Source organism: Paenibacillus sp. 276b, assembly GCF_900107875.1.
Lineage (GTDB): Bacteria > Bacillota > Bacilli > Paenibacillales > Paenibacillaceae > Paenibacillus > Paenibacillus marchantiae.
Map to the genome: position 1 here is coordinate 255,303 of NZ_FNRR01000001.1, position 16,795 is coordinate 272,097.

At 46.9% G+C, this 16,795-nt stretch carries 11 protein-coding genes; 8 read left to right on the forward strand and 3 right to left on the reverse strand.

Translation table 11 applies throughout. From position 1 onward, the window contains the following. Positions 1-88: 88 nt before the first annotated feature. From BLV50_RS01080 to BLV50_RS01090, 3 genes are all read right to left on the reverse strand, one after another. Positions 89-775: an AlkZ-related protein gene (locus BLV50_RS01080; RefSeq protein WP_063564688.1), complete on the reverse strand. Its 687-nt coding sequence runs from the start codon at positions 773-775 to the stop codon at positions 89-91. A gap of 19 nt (positions 776-794) precedes the next feature. After that, positions 795-1,766: a helix-turn-helix transcriptional regulator gene (locus tag BLV50_RS01085; RefSeq protein WP_090805332.1), complete on the reverse strand. Its 972-nt coding sequence runs from the start codon at positions 1,764-1,766 to the stop codon at positions 795-797. A gap of 413 nt (positions 1,767-2,179) precedes the next feature. Then, a complete protein-coding gene (locus BLV50_RS01090) occupies positions 2,180-4,207 on the reverse strand; it encodes a beta-galactosidase (protein ID WP_079694778.1) in 2,028 nt (675 codons plus the stop codon). Positions 4,208-4,340: 133 nt separating this feature from the next. On the opposite strand from BLV50_RS01090, the gene BLV50_RS01095 reads away from it, so the two are divergent. From BLV50_RS01095 to BLV50_RS01130, 8 genes are all read left to right on the forward strand, one after another. Then, the gene (locus BLV50_RS01095) at positions 4,341-5,174 is read left to right on the forward strand and encodes an AraC family transcriptional regulator (RefSeq protein WP_090805335.1); all 834 of its coding nucleotides are present in this window, start codon (positions 4,341-4,343) and stop codon (positions 5,172-5,174) included. A gap of 191 nt (positions 5,175-5,365) precedes the next feature. After that, positions 5,366-6,163 (forward strand): alpha/beta hydrolase, encoded by a 798-nt coding sequence (locus BLV50_RS01100; protein ID WP_371129214.1) that lies wholly within the window; start codon positions 5,366-5,368, stop codon positions 6,161-6,163. 99 nt (positions 6,164-6,262) lie between these two features. Further along, positions 6,263-6,925 carry an SGNH/GDSL hydrolase family protein gene (locus tag BLV50_RS01105; protein ID WP_063564684.1) on the forward strand — a complete coding sequence of 221 codons (663 nt, stop codon included), beginning with the start codon at positions 6,263-6,265 and terminating at the stop codon, positions 6,923-6,925. Between the two features lie 15 nt (positions 6,926-6,940). Further along, a complete protein-coding gene (locus tag BLV50_RS01110; RefSeq protein ID WP_063564683.1) occupies positions 6,941-7,837 on the forward strand; it encodes an SMP-30/gluconolactonase/LRE family protein in 897 nt (298 codons plus the stop codon). Between the two features lie 364 nt (positions 7,838-8,201). Beyond that, a complete protein-coding gene (locus BLV50_RS01115) occupies positions 8,202-11,285 on the forward strand; it encodes a X2-like carbohydrate binding domain-containing protein (protein WP_090805338.1) in 3,084 nt (1,027 codons plus the stop codon). A gap of 407 nt (positions 11,286-11,692) precedes the next feature. Beyond that, entirely contained in the window at positions 11,693-13,240 is a 1,548-nt protein-coding gene (locus BLV50_RS01120; protein WP_090805340.1) for a response regulator transcription factor, read from the forward strand. A 19-nt stretch (positions 13,241-13,259) separates the two neighbouring features. Continuing rightward, positions 13,260-15,026: a cache domain-containing sensor histidine kinase gene (locus BLV50_RS01125; RefSeq protein WP_063564680.1), complete on the forward strand. Its 1,767-nt coding sequence runs from the start codon at positions 13,260-13,262 to the stop codon at positions 15,024-15,026. Positions 15,027-15,399: 373 nt separating this feature from the next. Continuing rightward, positions 15,400-16,683: an ABC transporter substrate-binding protein gene (locus BLV50_RS01130; protein ID WP_371121407.1), complete on the forward strand. Its 1,284-nt coding sequence runs from the start codon at positions 15,400-15,402 to the stop codon at positions 16,681-16,683. Positions 16,684-16,795 lie beyond the last annotated feature (112 nt).

A 16,795-nucleotide genomic window follows, 5' to 3' on the forward strand; every position in this document is an offset into this window, starting at 1 on the left:
TATCTGTTGCATGTATGGTAAAGGTATATACAGCAAATCCCGGTGGCCCTCTTCGGCTTCCGGGATTTGTCGTTTATAAGTATTTCAATCAATGTATCGCAAAAGATTTTTTGATTTTGGTCAGTGCGGCAGCAGAAGTGTGTTTCTCCAATTGCTGTACCAGGAGTTCGCTCGCATCTGCAACGCTGCCCTCAAACGGTTCAATACCTTGACGCTTCATCCAGCAGCCTGAGGTCTCATAAGCAGAGCTGTTCCAAGCGACCTTGCCTTCAGCGAGGCCTTCTTTTTCTTTGGTGCCGCAGATGACAATGGCGCTAATGCCTTGAAGGTCCAGCAGCCCCTGGTCAAATGCTTTTTTGTCCTCTTTGGCTCCAAAACCTGCTTGTGAACGCAGCGTCCGTCCATCAATCCCCTCATGCTTCTCGATTATCTCATACAGTTTGAATGCTTCTCGAGAGAGCAAACCCGCGTCATATTGTTCCTCCATGACTCTGGAGTCCGCTAGCAGACGGTGTACCCATGGGAAATATTCGCGTGAGACAAGAATGGCTTTCTTTTTGAGAAATTTGCCATAAGCAGCGATCCCTTCCTCAGCCAGACGTGAACGCCACAACCAGGGATCAAGCGCGTTATCTTTGTGCCAGTTTTCTTGAGGCGTTATGGAGGACAGTGAAGGGTATTCAGGAAATAAAGGGGCGAGTGGGAGCAGTCCCACAGCCTCTATTCGCTGCACAGCTTCTTCGTAAGTTACGATCGATTCATGCTCATTCATCATGATTTTGGCAAGCTCCTTTTTAGCGTGTGCTACAACGATTATTGTTGGAGGTAAGATACATCTGGTATACTTCCTCGGCATGTTTGCGAATCTCGCAGCGAAGGTTCTCGGGTTCAAGTACTTCTGCTTCACTTCCAAGTCGATAAAAGAATCGTACGGCCCAAGCCCACTCACCGGGAGGGCAGAGAAAGGACAGTTCCCATACATCCGGAGCAATCTCGGTCATCCGTTCGCCAATATGCTTGTCCTGTTCTGCCTCGATCATTCCGCTGTAACTCAGACGTGCGGTAACACGTGTCGGAGAAGGTTCGGGAGATTTCGGCTTGCTGCGCTGTCGCTTTGCCTGTTCTGCCAGCTGTTGTGATTCAAGCATCTCAACCGGTGTAATGTCCAGAATGCGGTCTGCCCTGAACAGGCGCTGTTTACCGTGCTCCTCTGAATACGCTTCACAATACCAGAAACCGGCTGAAGCATACACTCGAATGGGGCAGATCGTTAGCCAGCGTTGACGGGAAGCAGAGCGGTACAACATACGCAGCCACCCTTGTTCCGGGATACAAGCCATAAGCGGTTCCAGATGATGAAGGATGTAGTTTCGTTCGGGAACATCATGCTTCAGTTGTTTGAGCATAGGATCCATCCTTGCTTTGACATCATCCGGAATAATGCTTTTGATTTTGTCCATTAATGTCCAGCGTTTCTCTTGAAAAGGGGTATCTGCATAATGGCTTAGGCCTTCGAGAGCAAAGATGAGAGTAGCTGCTTCAACCGGGTCTAATTGCAGTGGGGGCAGTACAAACCCCTCCATAAGTCTGAAGCCGCCTCCGGGACCGGAGATAGCAATGATCGGGACATTCATCTCTGAGAGAGATTGGATATCCCGCAGGATGGTACGGCGGGAAACTTCAAACTTTTCTGCAAGTGAATGTGCCGTTTCGTGACCGTGCTGCAATGCCATAACGATGGCGGCAAGCCGATTTGTTCTATTCATGTCAGCCACTCCGTTTCGAGGGTTGCGCCGCCGGAAAGGATGCTGGAGTGTTCCTCCCATTGTAGCAGTGTATAAGTGACATCATGATTGTCACCAATATTTCGCAGCAATATATTATTTATTCTATACAGTGCAGCGACTACTTTCGAAGGGGCGCTTCCTTTTCCCGGCGGGGCGTCGTTAAATTGTGTGTCTCGTCCAATTCGCTTCGCTTCTCGGTATTTCCTTCTAACCGATAGCCTCACAAATAATGACAAAAACCCGTATCCGGTCTAAACGGATACGGGAAGTAGCAGATTGAAACAAGTTCAATCATATAATACTTTAAATTTTAACAATTGACACGCTTTTAAGCCACAAATAACGATCAGTGCGATCTCCATGTAACATGTTGTATCATCGATTTTCGAATATTATTTCATTTCAAGCAGTTGTACACCGCGTCCTTCAATCTCGATCGTACCTGAAAGGGACCGATCTGTGAGCAAATCATGAGCCTCTGCTTTACCCAAATCATAGGATTGAGCGGTAGCATTGTGATTCATGACAAACAGGTACTGTTGTCCATCCTTGGTACGAGCAGTCACTTCGACACCTTCCGGAGTATCCAGAAGAGAAGCAATATTTTTGGTTGCAGCCAGTTGTCCCAGCAAGCCGTCCAGGAATCGATCTTCCGGGTCGGAAGCTACGTACCAGGCTTCACCTTGACCAAATGTGTTACGGGTTACCGCAGGCATGCCTTTGTAGAAGTCGTCTCCATACTCGGCAATGATCTCTGCACCTTCACTGTGCAGCAAGTCACACAACATGCCGCAACCATAGTCTCCTTGAAGATCGCCATAAGCCTCTTTCATGACCATACGGTTTCTTTGCTCAGGCAGCAGTGCATCAATTTCTTCAACCCAGATACCGAGCAGTTTGCGAAGTTCACCCGGATAACCCCCGGTTGTTACGATATCACTCTCATTGACGATACCACTGAAGAAGGTTGTCAGGAATGTACCACCTGCTTCAACGAACTTCTCCAGTTTGGCCGCAAAGCCTGGTTTAACCATATAGAGCACCGGAGCGAGCACGATGTCGTATTTGCTGATATCGGTATCCACACTAACGATGTCCACCTGAATGTTGCGGCGGAAGAAGGCAGCGTAGTATTTGTGAATTTGATCTACATAGTTCAGTGCAACCGTAGGTCCGCTGGATTTCTCGATTGCCCACCAGTTATCCCAGTCAAACACAATCGCGACTTTGGCATCCACAGTAGCATCCAGCGTTTTGTCTCCCAGCAACTGTAACTCCTTGCCCAGCTCCGCGACTTCACGGAATACACGGGTATTCTCATGTCCTACATGTTCAATGACTGCACCGTGATATTTCTCGCAGGCGCCCACAGAGCGGCGGAGCTGGAAGAACATGATCGTATCCGCACCATGGGCAACGGACTGGTAGCTCCACAGACGCATGACGCCGGGGCGTTTCAATGAGTTATAAGGCTGCCAGTTCTGCTGGCTTGGTGTCTGCTCCATGAGCATGAACGGCTGTCCGTCCTTCAATCCACGCATCAGATCATGAGCCATAGCTGTGAAACTTACCGGAGTCGCAAGACCCGGATAGCTGTCCCAGGAGACGATATCCATATATTTGGCCCATTTGAAATAGTCCAGCTGTTTGAAGAATCCCATCAGATTGGTCGTAACGACCGAATCCGGGATATGTTTTTTGATCGCATCATATTCCAGACGGTAACAATCGAGCATACTGTCGGAGTTGAAGCGGGAGTAATCAAGTGAGATGCCCTGGAAGGTGGAATTGTTGTTTCCCCAGTGCTCGCTCAGGTTACTTGGCAGTACAATCTCATCCCAATCGTAGAATGTATGCCCCCAGAAATTGGAGTTCCATGCTTTGTTGAGCTGCTCCAGGGTCCGATAACGTTCTTTGAGATACACGCGGAACGCTTTCTCGCAGTTATCACAATAACAGTCGCCGCCATATTCGTTGGAGATATGCCATACAAGCACACCAGGGTGATCCTTATAACGTTCCGCCAGCTTGTCTGCAATTTTCTCGGAGTATTTGCGGTAGGTTGGGCTATTCGGACAGGAGTTATGCCGTCCACCGAATTTGCGTTTACGTCCATCTGCATCCACACGCAGTACATCCGGGTATTTCTTCGCCATCCATGCTGGATGAGCAGCAGTGCTTGTCGCTAGGCAAATGTAAACGCCGCTTTCATAGAGACTGTTAATTAACTGGTCGAGTCCTTCAAAATTATAAGTGACTTCATCAGGCTGAATCAGTGCCCATGAAAATACGTTGATGGTCGCAATATCAATACCTGCCAATTGGAACATGCGCAGATCTTCAAGATGAGTCTCATGATCCCATTGTTCAGGGTTATAGTCGCCGCCGTAGAACATTTTGGGTAACTTGCTGCTAATCAAATGTGTTCACCTCTTGTATAAGAATAAATCTATACTATATGATGGATATGACTTTTAAAATATAAGAAAAGTAATGAGACATATAAGAATACGGAACTGTAATTTTGCTTTTTGTTCAAAGGAGAGAATCCCTATGCTCATCACACCCGATCATCGGCGCTATTTTATGACCCCACGGGATCAGCCGCTTCCGCTCTACATCGAGAGTATAGGGTATAACGGCAATCAGGAGAATGTGTATAGACCTGCCGGATATCCTTGTTATCACTGGCTTCAGACGGTGAAGGGGGCTGGAGAGTTCAGGTTTGCAGGTTCAACTGTACAGCTAGGGGAGACATCCGGCATTTTGCTGCCGCCGAATGAGCCTCACGAGTATGTACGGTCGCAAGGAGAATGGGAGACCCTCTACATTACATTTGGAGGCTCCCAGTGCCCGGCCATTACAGAGTCGCTTGGTTTGGGGGAGGCAGCCCTTCACCAGTGGGACTCAGAGAGCCCGCTTGAACATTATGGCAGGGAAGTGCTGGGTTCCATCAGCAGTGACCAGGATTTATCCGGTTTGGAAGCGTCAGCGGACATGTACCGATTTCTGATTTTGCTCAAAAAACATGGCATGACGGGCAGTCGTTCTTCGATCTCCCATGCCGTGGAACGGCTGGCTCCGTTAATTTCATTTATGAATGAACACTATGCCGATCCCGAAATCGGTCTTGAACAGATGGCCGCCATACCAGGCATTACGCCTAGGTATCTGAATACCCTTTTCAAACAATCCTTTGGCATGACCGCCTACAGTTATTTCATTCTCCTTCGTATTCGCAAATCGAAAGAATGGATGACAGGGGACAGCAAACTAACCGTCAAGGAAACGGCAGCGAAGGTTGGTTTTCGGGATGCGAGTCATTTTGTGGCTACGTTTCGGCGGATTGAGGGCGTAACTCCTGAGCAGTATCGAACGTTATATTAATCATTCTGAGGTTTAAATGTGCTATAAAACACTGTTCAAGTATGAGGATTCCGTGTAACCTGTTACAAATTGAACAAAAAGTGATGCCAGGAAGGTATTGATGCGCAAGGGTGCTTCCCGTTATGATGATATCGATTCCTTAGATTGGAAAATGACTATACGGATCAACGTATCCGTTCAACTTAGAGAGGATGATAGAAGTGATAACAACTATACCATTGTGGGACCATGCAGCACCTTATGCGGCCAAGGGTCATGAGGATGAAATGCCCCATCTGATTCCATTTATTCAGCCGGGTTCCGAGAGCGCTGTCATTATATGTCCGGGTGGGGGTTATGGATTTTTGGCCGATCATGAAGGAGCCCCAATCGCTGAATTGCTGAACCGTGCTGGAATTAGCGCATTTGTGCTGAAGTACCGTGTGGCGCCCCACCAGCATCCGGCACCCATGACAGATGGTCAGCGTGCGATTCGTTATGTACGGGCTCATGCCGAGCAATATGGTATTCAACCTTCCAAAATTGCCGTACTTGGTTTCTCGGCGGGCGGTCATCTTACAGCCACGTTGGGAACCTTGTATGACGAGGGTCAACCAGATCACGAGGACCCTATTGAAAGGGAGAGTTCACGCCCGGATCGGGTTATTCTTTGTTATCCGGTAATAACGATGGACTCCTATGGACATGCCGGTTCTCGTGAAAATCTGCTTGGGTCAGATGTGTCTGCTGAACAGATCAAGGCTTTCAGTGCAGAGCAGCAGGTGAAAGCAGACGCTCCTGAAGCATTCATCTGGCATACGAGTGATGATCAAGCGGTCCCTGTAGAAAACAGTTTGCGTTACGCGCTTGCTCTGGGTGCACACGGCATTCCTTATGACTTGCATGTATTCGAAAAAGGTTCACATGGTCTGGGATTGGCAGAGGATGATCATGCCGTTCGGGCTTGGTCTGATCTGTGCCTGACCTGGCTTAAGAATCAAGGGTGGTAACCCGGCACTTGGCTGATCTATGTCTTTCCTGAATATGAAATGTGAATACGAGTGATCTCACATATTTTAACGCTTATGAGAGCGAAGGAGAAAACGACAATGAAATTGCAAAAGAATGATAAGCTGCTTTTTATCGGAGATTCAATCACAGATTGTGGCCGTGAACATCCTGTTGGTGAAGGGAGTTCTGGACTGGGGCACGGCTATGTGGCGCAAGTGTATGCCTTGCTGCGTTCCATATATCCGGAATTGATGCTGCGGATTCAGAATGTGGGTAATAGTGGGAATACAATCCGGGATTTGAAGCAGCGCTGGGACCGTGATGTGCTTGATCTCAAACCGGATTGGCTAACGATTATGATCGGGATCAATGATGTATGGCGTCAATTTGACAATCCGTTATCCACAGAATCGCAAGTTTTTCTGGAAGAGTATGAATCCACACTACGAGATCTGGTTGCTTCTGTTCGTCCTGGGTTGAAAGGACTTGTTCTGATGTCTCCTTATTATTTGGAAGCCAATCCGGAAGATCCGATGCGGGCTACGATGGATATATACGGTGAGGCTGTTCGTAGAGTAGCCGCTGAAAATGACGCCATTTTCGTGGATACACAGGCTGCATTTACTCCATTCTGGGATCATTTCTATACGTCTGTGCTGACTTACGATCGGGTTCATCCCGATGCAACAGGCCATATGGTTCTTTCCAAAGCGTTCTTGGATGCCATTGGTTTCGAATGGTCAGGCGGCGTCAAATCTTAAAAAGGACGTGATGGCATGAGCGATTTGAACATTGCAGTACATACCCCGGCACTGTTGGGCGAAGGTCCTAGCTGGGATGCTGAACACAATCGATTATTATGGGTGGATATTGAAAGCTACAAGATCCATGTATACGTTCCAGCTACAGGAGAAGATCGGACTTATGATGTTGGCGAGCATGTAGGTGCGGTTGTGCCATACCATGATGATGAGGTTGTCGTTGCTTTGCGCAGTGGCTTCCACAGCTATAACTTGCTCACGGGAGAGTTACAGCCGATTGAAGATCCGGAGAAAGGCAAGGACAACAACCGTTTCAATGACGGGAAGTGTGACGCTCTTGGACGCTTCTGGGCAGGGACGATGAGCATGAACAATGAAAGCAAGGCAGGGGCATTTTATTGCCTGGAGGAAGGACAGCCTGTTCGAACGTTGTTCAGGGATGTATCCACATCCAATGGTTTGGGCTGGAGCCCGGATCAACAGAAGATGTATTACATTGATACGCCGACACGATCCATTGACCGTTTTGATTTTGATCTGGCTGCTGGAGAGATAACGAACCGGACAAGTGTAATTGCTATACCGGAGGAATTTGGCTATCCGGATGGAATGACTGTAGACAGTGAGGGAATGCTGTGGGTTGCCCACTGGGGCGGAGGAAGAGTTACTCGCTGGAATCCGCATACAGCAGAGCTGATGCAACAGATTGAGGTACCTGCAGATCAGGTGACATCCTGCTGTTTCGGAGGGCCGGAGTTGGAGGACTTATATATTACGACTGCCCGAATCGGTATTCGAGAAGAGCGGCTGACGGAGACGCCGAATGCTGGATCTCTATTTGTAATTAAACCGGGTGTGAAAGGGCAGAAAACCTACGCTTTTGGCGGGGGAGCACAGTCGGATACCGAATAAATGAAGGACATAGTGTTACTAGAATTTTGTTCTTCGTCTATAAAATATTTATCAATGGAGAAGGGTGCTGTTTAAACAGCATCCTTTTTTTATGTTTTCAAAAGCGATATGCAGAAAAAAATACAAAAAATAGAATTTGGGCAGAAGGGGTTTTTTAATTGCCATCGAATGTTATTTATTGCAAGGTTAATCCAATGAATGGTAATCAAAATTGATTTATGAAAGCGTTTTATAAAAATAGAGAGGAGGTGGGGCTGGTTGCCTGTTCCAATGCATTAAATGTCTGACACTGCACTCATCAACATGATGACACAGCGGGGTTTACCGGATGCGATGAACATATTGAAGAGGAGGCTAAGTAATTATGAAAACGTTTTTGGGAAAGCTGCGGGTGATGAGTTTGACGGTTGCTGTTGCAGCAGTTTCGTTGGGAGTACTCGTTGGAACAACAGATGCGGCACCGAGTGATTCATACCAGTGGAAAAATGTCGTGACCGGGGCTGGTGGGGGTTTTGTGCCGGGGATTATTTTCAATGAGTCAGAGAAAGATTTGATCTATGCCCGGACGGATATTGGGGGAGCCTATCGCTGGAATCCTGCGAATGAGAGTTGGATTCCACTCACCGATTTTGTTGGCTGGGATGATTGGAACAAAAACGGTGTCGATGCGCTGGCAACAGACCCGGTTGATCCGAATCGAGTGTATATGGCTGTCGGCACGTACACGAATTCATGGGACAAAAACAACGGCTCCATCCTGCGCTCTACGGACCGCGGTGATACTTGGCAGACCACTACTCTTCCGTTCAAAGTCGGCGGTAACATGCCGGGACGTTCCATGGGGGAACGCCTGACCGTTGATCCGAATAAAAATAGCATTTTGTATTTTGGTGCACGTAGTGGCAACGGACTCTGGAAAAGTACGGATTACGGCGTAACCTGGAACAAAGTAACGAGCTTCCCGAATCCCGGTACGTATGTAGAAGACCCGTCTTATGAATATACCAGTGACATCGTGGGTCTTTCTTGGATCACGTTTGACAAATCATCAGGTTCTGCTGGACAGGCAACACAGACCATCTATGTCGGGGTAGCCGACAAAAATCAAAGCATATACCGCAGTACAAATGGAGGCGCAACGTGGACTGCTGTTGCTGGACAGCCTACAGGGTATTTACCTCATCACGGAGAACTGGATGCCAATGGAAATCTCTATATTTCATACAGCGATGGTGCAGGCCCTTATGATGGGGAAAAGGGAGACCTCTGGAAACTAAATACGACTACAGGGGTATGGACCAACATTAGTCCAGTGCCGAGCAGCAGCTCGGACAATTATTTTGGATACGGCGGACTGGCTGTAGATGCTCAGCATCCTGGTACACTGATGGTGGCAACCCTCAACTCTTGGTGGCCTGACGCGAATCTGTTCCGCAGTACGGACAGTGGAGCTACTTGGACCCGCATTTGGGAATTTGAAGGATATCCAAACCGTAAAATGCGCTATACACAGGATATTTCGGCCGCTCCTTGGTTGACCTTTGGGACGAATCCTGCACCGCCTGAAGTTTCTCCAAAGCTGGGCTGGATGATTGGCGATCTGGAGATTGACCCGTTTGACTCTGACCGCATGATGTATGGAACAGGTGCGACCATCTACGGCACGAAAAATCTGACAGACTGGGATGACGGCAACAAAATCAATATTTCAGTGATGGCCAAAGGGGTCGAGGAGATCGCGGTTCTGGATCTGATCAGCCCGCCAAGCGGTGCACATTTGTTAAGTGGGGTAGGGGATGTCTCGGGATTCCGTCATAACAATCTGGATCAGTCACCAGCTACGATGTTTACCAGCCCCAACTACTCTTCTACGGAAAGTCTGGATTTTGCAGAGTTAAGTCCGAATACCATGGTTCGCGTTGGTAAAGCAGACTATACTGCTGATCCGAATGCAAAATCCATTGGTTTATCCAGCGATGGTGGGACCACGTGGTATAAGGCAAACGCAGAGCCTGCCGGTACAACCGGAGGAGGAACCGTAGCTATCTCGGCAAATGGTAATCGACTTGTATGGAGCACGTCGGACAAGGGTGTGCATTATTCCACTGGCGGCAACTCATGGACAGCGAGTTCAGGTATACCCGCACAGGCAAAAGTGATCTCCGACCGGGTAAATCCGAACAAATTCTATGGATTTGCTGCCGGTAAAGTCTATGTGAGCACCAATGGTGGTGCCTCCTTCACTGCATCTGCGGCAACGGGGCTTCCGGTAGAAGGTAACGCGGATCTGGACGCTGTTCCAGGAACGGAAGGCGAACTTTGGTTTGCAGGCGGCAGTGAAGAGGAAGGGCCATATGGTCTGTGGCATTCCACCGATTCAGGAGCGACCTTTACCAAGCTTGCAAATGTGGAGGAAGCGGACAGCATCGGTTTTGGTAAAGCTGCACCTGGGCAGAACGTGGTCGCGCTGTACACGATTGCTAAGATTGATGGAACACGTGGATTTTTCCGTTCCGATGACGGCGGGGCGAATTGGGTACGGATTAACGATAATCAGCATCAATATGCACGTGTGACCACGATTACAGGTGATCCACGTTTGTATGGAAGAGTGTATCTGGGTACGAATGGACGAGGCATTTTATATGCTGACCGTATTGGTGGGAACAATGGCGGTGGAGAAGGTGGAGGCGAGACTCCGGTGAACAGTTCGGCCATCACACCAGTGAATGCGGAATTTGATAAAAATACAGGCAATCAGGTAGATATTCCTGTAACGTTGACACTGAACGGAAACACTTTTAGTGCAATACGTAATGGCAATACAACGCTGGTTTCAGGTACGGATTACACATTATCGGGCAATCAGGTCGTGTTGAGTAAAACCTATCTGGCTTCTTTGTCCAAGGGAAGCGCCGCGTTAACCTTTCATTTCAGTGCAGGCAATGATGCGATCCTAAATCTGACGATCAAAGACACGACGGCTGTACCCGCAGGAGCCATTCGAATTGAGATGTTTAATGGAACGACTTCAGCAACGGGGAACTCCATTAATCCTAAGATCAAATTAACGAATACAGGTACTTCGGCCATTAATCTTTCCGACGTCAAAATTCGTTACTATTATACGATCAATGGCGCTCAAGCCCAAAACTTTTTCTGTGACTGGGCAACAGCTGGAAACGACAATGTTACAGGGGCGTTTAGCGCACTGTCGACCCCAGTGACCGGAGCAGATTCCGTGCTGGAGATTGGCTTCAAAACTTCTGCGGGTTCATTGGCAGCGGGGCAAAGTACTGAAATTCAGGCACGGTTCTCCAAAACAGACTGGACCAACTACACTCAGACGGATGATTATTCGTTTGCTCCAAGTCAAACAGCCTATACTGACTGGAACAAAGTAACGGGATATATTGCCGGAAGTCTTCAATGGGGTATCGAACCTTAGACCTGAACTTGAAATGAAAGTATGACTTAATTTAAACGTATATCGATAAGAAGTCCTGGCTCGCCGAAAATGATTCATGGCGGGCCGGGGCTTCTTATTTTGTCGAAATATAGTGTACACTAAAGTGAGTTTCCGTTAGCATTTTGCATTATTCGAATCAACTCACTCCCGGGTACAAGATAAAGACGAATAGATGCATTTCGATCTATATCTTGCTGATTGAAAGTCGCTCTATGGATTTATGCAAAATGCCTACCATTGCTTAAACGTTCATTTTGAGATATAAAAAGAAGTACAAAACTTTTAAATTAATGTAACCGCTAACACGGGGAAGCCATTCTATCCGATATATGATGGTATATCTTGAACAGACATAGAAGAAAGATTAGACAAGGGGGTCAAGGGTCATGAACCGGTTGTGTAAGGTGCTGATTGTTGACGATGAGTTTCTTGTAAGGCAAGGCATTAAGCACCATATGAACTGGGAAGCTGAAGGTTTTCAGATTGTAGGTGAAGCTTCCAACGGGGAAGAAGGGCTTGAACAGGTACACTCATTACAGCCGGATATTGTCATTACGGACATCGTAATGCCTGTGATGGATGGGGAAACATTTGTCAGGACGTTAAAAGCCAGTCATCCGCAGATTGAGGTTATCGTACTTAGCAGCTTCAGTGAATTTGAATATGTACGTTCAACGCTCCAAAATGGAGCAGCAGACTATATATTGAAACCGAAACTGGATACTAATGAATTATTACAAGTACTTCAGCGTACGGCTGGCAAAATTCCCGAATTGCAGTTTGAGCCTTCTCATGATGGGTGGAGGCTCGGACAACTGATGGAGAAAATGCTGTCCGGTTTTACGTTGGATGAGGATAATGAGTTGCTTATGATTAGGGAGACGTTTCCTCACCGATGCTTCCGCTTACTCGTATATAAGCCGCAGGATACACAAGTACGTGTGCACAAGCTGGATAACGAGCAATTGGAGTCCAGGTTACGGGATCTGCTCCCCGACGTGGAGTGCGCAATCGTTCCGGCCGAAGGTACCTCGCCAGTGGTGCTCCTTAATGTTGAGTCTGCGAAGGATGAGTGGATGGTGCAGCGAATTAAGGAGTTGGCGAGCGAGAATAAGGACGGGCAGGACGGACCTTGCTGGGTGCTGAGCGACAGCTTCTCTTCATTTGAAGAGATGGGGGACGTATATCGAACACGTCTGATCAAGCTAATGGAGTATCGCTTTTATTATGAGGACCGATCTATTCTGGTGTATGGCGAACTTCCGCCTCTTCACCCTGCAGGATATCAGTTCAATGTGAACATGTTTTTGCAGCATGTGAAGCGAAATCGAACAGAAGCCGCAAGAGAATATTTGCAGGAGCATGCCCTTACGTTGGGGCGGGATTATATTGCGGATGTGTTTGAAATTAAGTCCTTTCTGGGCAATCTGATCTTTAACGTGACCATTACCTTGGCTGATATGGATGTGCAGTCCGCTGCACTGGAAGAGAGCAAGTATGCCTATTTCAAACATGTGGATGGCGCCTCTAGTCTAACAGAAGCGATGAATGTGCTGGATCAGTTCATGGCTGAGGTACAGGAGTGCACGACTGGAGAGGGCGCAAGACGAAGTGATCCGAATATGAAAATGCTGCTGGAATATATGCATCAGCACTTTGATCAGCCGCTCGGACTTGCCGAAGTAGCCAAGCATTTTCATTTTAATCCATCGTACTTGTCCAGTTATTTCTCTTCACACAAAAAAGAAGGCTTTAACGAATATTTGAATAAGATTCGGATTGAAAAGGCAGAGGAACTGCTCCGCTCAGACGATGTTACCATTTCCGAAATTAGCAGCATGGTAGGGTATTCCGACCACAGTTACTTTTGCAAGGTGTTCAAAAAATTTACTGGACTGTCACCGAGCCGATACCGGCGAAAATTCTGGGCATAACGTCAGAAGGAAGAAATAAATGAAGAAATGGATGAATGCATTCTCAAGGCTTGGACTTTTCCCAAAACTGTTCCTCGTTATGTTCGTTAGCATCATTCTTGTCTCCGTGCTCATTCTATGGACATCGATTCATATGTCGACCAAGCTGTTTACCGAGACGTTCAGTATTACGAACTCCAAGGTACTTAGCCAGATCAAAACGAACTTTGAATCCTTCAACGATGCGATTGCTGCTGTATCCAATAATGTTAGCCAAAGCGGGGCAATTCGTGGTTATCTGTCTGAGGGGGAGGGTGACTCCCTCACGATGGCAAAATCCTATTATAATATGAGAGAAACGATGGACCGGATTCAATCAATTACGGAGTCCTATGAAGTTGGTATAACGATTAGCGGTATTAATGGGCGTACGTATTCCACCGATCGATCTCATCTTCGTTTATCAGCAGATGAATTGAAAGAGCAGCCGATTACGCTGGAAGCAGCGGCCAGTCCGAACCGGATCATTTTTGACGACTATCAGACGAATGATGAGACTGCCCAGCAGATGATCTCAGCGACCAAGGCATTGACGGATCGTGCTGAAAACCGACTCTATGGTACGTTGTATGTCACCATGAGAGAGAACGCATTTCGTCAGTTCTATAGCAGTTTCACGAGCAGGGGCAATGATGTGGTTATTCTGAATGATACGGGTGAGATTGTATCGTCCAATCGTGAAGAGTGGATCGGCACCACTCAACTCGAATTGCTGACCTATGCCAGAGAAATGAATAACGAAAGTGTAAAAGGTGTAAATGCACGGGTCATGGATCAGGACAGTGTGGTATTGTCCGAGTACTTACCATTTTATCGGTTTTATATTGTAAACGTCGTCGATAAGGATCTCGCGATGGGGCAGCTGATTGACATGAAGACAATTGCTCTGATCTGTGCAGCCATTGTAGCCGGAGCTCTCATACTCGTGTTCCTTATTACGAATCAGATCACGAAGTCGCTGCGCAGACTTGTGAAGCAGATGTCCAATATAACCAAAAGTGATCTGGACAACTATATTCCAGTCAGTGGGAGTTATGAGAGTCGACAGTTAGGTCACGCCTATAACTACATGCTGGACGAACTTCATGACTATGTGGATCAGCTGGTACTTACACAGCGGGAGCAACGAAATGCCGAGCTGGCGGCGCTGCAAAGCCAGATTAATCCTCATTTCCTGTACAATACCCTGGCTTCCGTGAAAGTTCTGGTTCAGCAAGGCAACAAGGATAGGGCTGCCGAAACCATCAATGCGTTAATCTCCTTATTGCAGAATACGATTAGTAACGTGAGTGAGACGATAACGGTGGAGCAAGAGGTCGAAAACCTGAAAAACTATGTATTCATTAATCATGTCCGATACGGAGGGCGCATTAAAGCAGCCTTCTACGTAGCTCCGGATTGTACACATTATCATGTACCCAAACTGGTGATTCAGCCCTTTATCGAGAATGCCTTCTTCCATGGATTCATTTCCAAGGAAACAGGCACTATTCATGTGATGGTCTCCAGAGCCGGAGAGTCATTGATTTGCGAGATTATGGATAACGGGGACGGGATAGAAGGATTCTCCATGGGTGAGTCGCTGCCCAATCCGAAGAATAATCGGCAATTGTTTAGTGGTATTGGTATCCGGAATGTACATGATCGCATAGAGCTATTGTACGGGGCACCTTATGGTGTAACCATAATGAGCAAACCGGGAGAGGGTACAAGGGTTACTGTTACACTTCCGTTGATTACGAGCTAATAATAGCTTTTGAGTGAATACAAGGTCGTTATTTTTATGAAAAGGTGGCTTTATAGAAGGTCTTCCTGGGTTGTCGTTGACAACACGGGAGGGCCTTTTTGGTGCTCAGAGCGTAAGAATTCAGCCAGACTTGTAAAATATTCAGATTAAAAAAGTACAAAATCAAAAGAAATTACAAAAAAACAAATTTAATGCAAGCGGTTTCTGTAAAGGTTTTCATTGTGGCAATAATATGACAAATCAACACAAAATTATTACTAACGAATGAAGATTTGGGAATGATAAGATGAATTCATCGAGAGCAAACGCTTTCAGAAAACGCAAACAAATTACACACAAAGAGGTCGAAGGGGAGTTGAATCGTTTGAAAAAAATGTGGGTACTGATGCTCGTTACTGTCCTGCTGTTGTCTGCATGTTCTTCCGGTGGTGGAGGGAACAAGGCAAGTGAGGGTGAAAAAACCGCTAATGAAATTACGATCTGGGCTTGGGATAAAGCGTTTAACGTCGCTGCATTAGAAACAGCAAAAGAAGCCTATCAAAAACAAAATCCTGATCTGAAAATCAACATCATTGAATATGCTCAAGCTGATATTATCCAAAAGCTGAATACAGGTTTGAACTCGGGAACAAGCAGCGGCCTTCCGAACATTGTTCTGATTGAAGATTACCGTGCACAAAGTTTCCTGAACGCTTACCCTGATGCATTTAAAGATATGTCCTCTACAATCAAAGCTTCCGATTTCGCAGAGTACAAACTGGGACCAACCGCTTTTGATGGCAAACAGTTTGGTGTTCCGTTTGACTCTGGTGTAACAGGTCTCTACTACAGAACAGATTTGCTGGAGCAAGCAGGCTACAAAGCAGCTGACCTTCAGGACATCACATGGGATGATTACATCAAAATCGGTAAAGATGTGAAAGCCAAAACTGGCAAAGATCTGATCACACTTGATCCTAACGATTTGGGTCTGATCCGTATGATGATTCAATCCGCAGGTTCATGGTATTCCAAAGAAGATGGTAAAACACCTGATCTGGCTGGCAATGCAGCACTGAAAGAAGCATTTGTAACGTACAAAGCAATGATGGATGCAAATATCGTTAAGTTGAACTCCGACTGGAGCCAATTCGTGGCAGCATTCAACAATGGTGATGTTGCTACCATTCCTACAGGAAACTGGATTACACCATCCGTGCGTCAAGAAGCATCGCAATCTGGCAAATGGGCGGTAGCACCACTTCCTAAAATGGCTGGACAATCGAATTCTGTACACGCATCCAACTTGGGTGGCAGCTCTTGGTACGTCATGAATAATGTTGCTGGTGCAGACCAAGCGGCTGACTTCATGGGTAAAACATTCGGTTCTGATAAACAATTGTATCAAGATTTGCTGAACAACATTGGTGCAATCGGCACGTACAAACCGGCGGCAGAAGGCGAAGCATTTGATAAAGCCGACGAGTTCTTCGGTGGACAAAAAGTGTTTGCTGATTTTGCAAAATGGACACAAGAAATCCCTAGCGTAAACTACGGTATCAACACATATGCCATCGAGGACATTCTGGTTGTTGAAATGCAAAACTTCCTGAACGGCAAAGCGATTGATGACGTTCTGGCTGATGCACAGAAACAAGCTGAAGCACAATTAAACTAAGATGATCCACGGTAACTTATAGAACCCAAGGAAGCATCGGAGCCGTTCCACTGTCTGGCACAAGCAACAGCCGACCCGGACATGGTGGAGGCTCCCTGGGTTCTATCCATGT

What these genes read in the sequence shown, in the direction of transcription:
- BLV50_RS01080 (WP_063564688.1), bottom strand. Translation starts at nt 775, where the DNA reads ATGATGAATGAGCATGAATCGATCGTAACTTACGAAGAAGCTGTGCAG.
- BLV50_RS01085 (WP_090805332.1), bottom strand. Translation starts at nt 1,766, where the DNA reads ATGAATAGAACAAATCGGCTTGCCGCCATCGTTATGGCATTGCAGCAC.
- BLV50_RS01095 (WP_090805335.1), top strand. Translation starts at nt 4,341, where the DNA reads ATGCTCATCACACCCGATCATCGGCGCTATTTTATGACCCCACGGGAT.
- BLV50_RS01100 (WP_371129214.1), top strand. Translation starts at nt 5,366, where the DNA reads ATGATAGAAGTGATAACAACTATACCATTGTGGGACCATGCAGCACCT.
- BLV50_RS01105 (WP_063564684.1), top strand. Translation starts at nt 6,263, where the DNA reads ATGAAATTGCAAAAGAATGATAAGCTGCTTTTTATCGGAGATTCAATC.
- BLV50_RS01110 (WP_063564683.1), top strand. Translation starts at nt 6,941, where the DNA reads ATGAGCGATTTGAACATTGCAGTACATACCCCGGCACTGTTGGGCGAA.
- BLV50_RS01115 (WP_090805338.1), top strand. Translation starts at nt 8,202, where the DNA reads ATGAAAACGTTTTTGGGAAAGCTGCGGGTGATGAGTTTGACGGTTGCT.
- BLV50_RS01120 (WP_090805340.1), top strand. Translation starts at nt 11,693, where the DNA reads ATGAACCGGTTGTGTAAGGTGCTGATTGTTGACGATGAGTTTCTTGTA.
- BLV50_RS01125 (WP_063564680.1), top strand. Translation starts at nt 13,260, where the DNA reads ATGAAGAAATGGATGAATGCATTCTCAAGGCTTGGACTTTTCCCAAAA.
- BLV50_RS01130 (WP_371121407.1), top strand. Translation starts at nt 15,400, where the DNA reads ATGTGGGTACTGATGCTCGTTACTGTCCTGCTGTTGTCTGCATGTTCT.